This window comes from Bradyrhizobium sp. LeoB3 (assembly GCF_055456055.1).
The window spans coordinates 1-2,981 of record NZ_JBVBEF010000233.1; the positions used below are offsets into that span (position 1 = coordinate 1).

General features: G+C 61.5%; 4 protein-coding genes. All 4 read left to right on the top strand.

The genetic code is table 11. The features are described 5' to 3' along the window. The first annotated feature begins 117 nt into the window (after window positions 1-117). Window positions 118-516, top strand: coding sequence for a transposase (locus ACZXDY_RS45200; RefSeq protein WP_464349924.1), 399 nt, complete (start codon window positions 118-120; stop codon window positions 514-516). Next, window positions 513-866 (top strand): IS66 family insertion sequence element accessory protein TnpB, encoded by a 354-nt coding sequence (gene tnpB, locus ACZXDY_RS45205; RefSeq protein ID WP_463331834.1) that lies wholly within the window; start codon window positions 513-515, stop codon window positions 864-866. The genes ACZXDY_RS45200 and tnpB overlap by 4 nt, the downstream gene beginning before the upstream one ends. 135 nt (window positions 867-1,001) lie before the next feature. Further along, window positions 1,002-2,468: an IS66 family transposase gene (gene tnpC, locus ACZXDY_RS45210; RefSeq protein ID WP_463331837.1), complete on the top strand. Its 1,467-nt coding sequence runs from the start codon at window positions 1,002-1,004 to the stop codon at window positions 2,466-2,468. 296 nt (window positions 2,469-2,764) lie between these two features. Next, window positions 2,765-2,981: transposase (locus ACZXDY_RS45215; RefSeq protein WP_464349925.1), on the top strand; the 217-nt coding region annotated here is incomplete at its 3' end.

Consider the following 2,981-nt stretch of genomic DNA (forward strand, 5'->3'; position numbering starts at 1 on the left):
ACCGCTCGAAATTACCGGGCTGTCGTCACTCTCGCCGCCATCATCTTATGGCTTAGATAACTGTCCACACCACCTAGTGCTAAGCCTAGTGCTAAGGATGGCGCGGCTGAATCGCTCTTGACAGCCACGCCGAATGACGATCCTCCGACACCGGAGAAGCAGAGCCGCCGCAGCTTCACCGACGAAGAAAAGCTCGCCATCGTGCTGGAGACCGAACGACCTGGGGAGACCGTATCGTCGGCTGCACGACGGCACGGTGTCGTCACCAGCATGTTGTTCCGCTGGCGAGCGGAGCTTGGGTTCGGCAAGGGCAAGCGCGCCCAGCTGGCGCCGGTTGCGGTGGCCGAAGCTGGAGCCGGCGTGTCGTCGACGCCGGTTGTTCTGCACCATCTGTTGCAGCCACCCGACGGCATGACGGCGGTTGATCTGACAGATGGTCGTCGCGTTTTTGCACCAATCGGCAGTGATCCGGACGTCGTTCGCCGGCATGTTCTCGACCGGGAGGCTGCCCCATGATGATCGTTCCGGCTGGCGTGAAGGTGCACCTGGCGCTTGGTTATACCGATATGAGGAAGGGCATGGACGGACTGGCAATGCTGGTCCAGGACACGCTGAAGAAGGACCCGTTCAGCGGCCATCTGTTCGCCTTCCGGGGCAGACGCGCACAGATCATCAAGATCCTGTTCTGGGACGGCAACGGGTTGTGCCTGTTCACCAAGCGGCTCGATCAGGGCGGCTTCGTGTGGCCGCGGATGACGGGGTATGAGGGCAGCATCACTTTGTCTCCGGCGCAGCTCGCGATGCTGATCGAAGGCATCGACTGGCGCGCGCCCGAGCGCATCTGGAAGCCTGCTCTCGCTGGCTGAAACACTGCAGAAACCCGCATAGAATATAGTGAAGTTGCTTCTTCGAATCAGCATGTTCGAGTAGAATCGAACATGCGATTTGACCTCGAAAATCTGCCGTCCGATATCGCTCTGTTGCACCGCCTGGTGTGCGACATGGCTGCTGTCGTCGAGAGCCGCGACGGTGAGATCGAACGTCTTCAGCTGATCATTAAGAAGCTCCAGCGTGCGCAGTTCGGACGTCGCTCCGAACGCCTCGATGCCGATCAATTGGCGCTCGCGCTGGAAGACCTTGACGGCGATATCGCCCGTATCCAGGAGAGCCGTCCGGTCGTCGCAATAGAGACGCTCGAAGCTCGGTCGCGGCGCAAGCCGCTGCCCGAACATCTGCCGCGCGAGGACGTTCTGCTCGACGTCGATGCCGAGATCTGCGGTTGTTGTGGCGGCGCGCTCCATGCCATCGGTGAAAGCGTCAGCGAGATGCTGGACTGGGTGCCGGCGCAGCTTCGTGTGGTGCGCATCACCCGCCCGAAATACGCTTGCCGCATCTGTAACAAGGCTGTGCAAGCATCGGCACCGGAACGAGTGATCGCCGGCGGATTGGCAACTCCAGCGCTGCTCGCCCAGGTGCTGGTCAGCAAATATTGCGATCACACGCCGCTTTATCGACAATCGCAGATCTTTGCCCGGCACGGCGTCGATCTCAGCCGTTCGACGCTGGCTGGATGGGTTGGCGGCGCGTGTTGGTGGCTGGAAGCACTGCACGATCGATTGTGCCAGAACGTGTTCGCCTCCGACCATCTGTTCGCCGACGATACGCCAATCCCCGTGCTCGATCCGGGCCGCGGACGCACGAAAACCGGGCGGCTGTGGGTCTATGCCCGCGAGCAGCGACCGTGGAGTGGGCCGGAACCGCCCGCTGCCGTTTATTTGTTCGCGCCAGATCGCAAAGCAGAACGTCCCGCGTCGCATCTCGAGAACTTCAAGGGCGTCTTGCATGTTGATGGCTATGCCGGCTTTGAACGGTTGACCGGCAAAGGCGACGTCGTGCTCGCCGCATGTTGGGCGCATTCGCGGCGCAAGTTCTACGAAGTCGCCGAGGCTACCGGTTCGCCGGTCGCGGCCGAAGCACTGCGCCGTATCGGCGAACTCTACGTTATCGAAGCGCGCGTGCGCGGACAGTCGTCCGCTCATCGGCTTGCCGAGCGGCGTTCCTTCTCCAGGCCGGTCGCGCAAGCTCTGCATACCTGGCTGGAAGTGCAGCTTCCGCGCGTGGCCGGCCGTAGCACATTGGCCGAGGCGATCCGTTACGCGCTCTCGCGCTGGGAAGGTCTGACGCGCTTCCTGGATGATGGCCGCATCGAACTTGACACCAATCCGGTCGAGCGAGCGATCCGTCCTGTGGCGCTCGGCCGCAAGAATCACCTGTTCGCCGGAAGCGACGGTGGCGGCGATCGATGGGCCGTCGTCTGCTCGCTGATTGAAACCTGCAAGCTGAACGGCGTCGAACCCTACGCTTATCTCACCGACGTGCTCACGCGGATGGCCGGCGGATATCCCATCAATCGCCTCGATGCGCTGCTGCCGTGGACTTGGAAAGTCCAAAATCCTGTCAAGACGTGACGTCATCTGCAAGCTCCGGACGCATACAGCTGCTTAGCTGCCCACTGATTGCTTCACGCTGGATAACGGATCGATTTGTAGAGCATCGCTGCGCGGCGATACGGCGTTCCGCAACAGGCGACGGCACCTTCGTCCAAGTTGAGAGCGTGCAAGCTTGAGCGCAAAATCCATTCCCGGAAATCGCCGCGTCGGCCTCGCGAAGCCGTCCGTGTCCTCTAGCAGTCTGCTGAAGAACCCCCTCGCCACCGAGGGGGCTTGATGATTCACTTTGTCATCTCGAATCGGCGGAGACGCTCATGCGCGGCAGGTTTACGGATCAAGGCGGCCTGTTTTCGTACATCGCGCCGGATAAGCGTGTGCCAGTGAACCATCCGCTGCGGAAGGTGCGGGAACTTGTCCGGGATGTATTGAGTGATTTGAACCGCAGCCTTGGGAGGCTCTATGCCAGCGAGGGACGTCCTTCGATCCCTCCGGAGCAATTGCTGAGCGCCTTGCTGCTGCAGGTGTTCTACG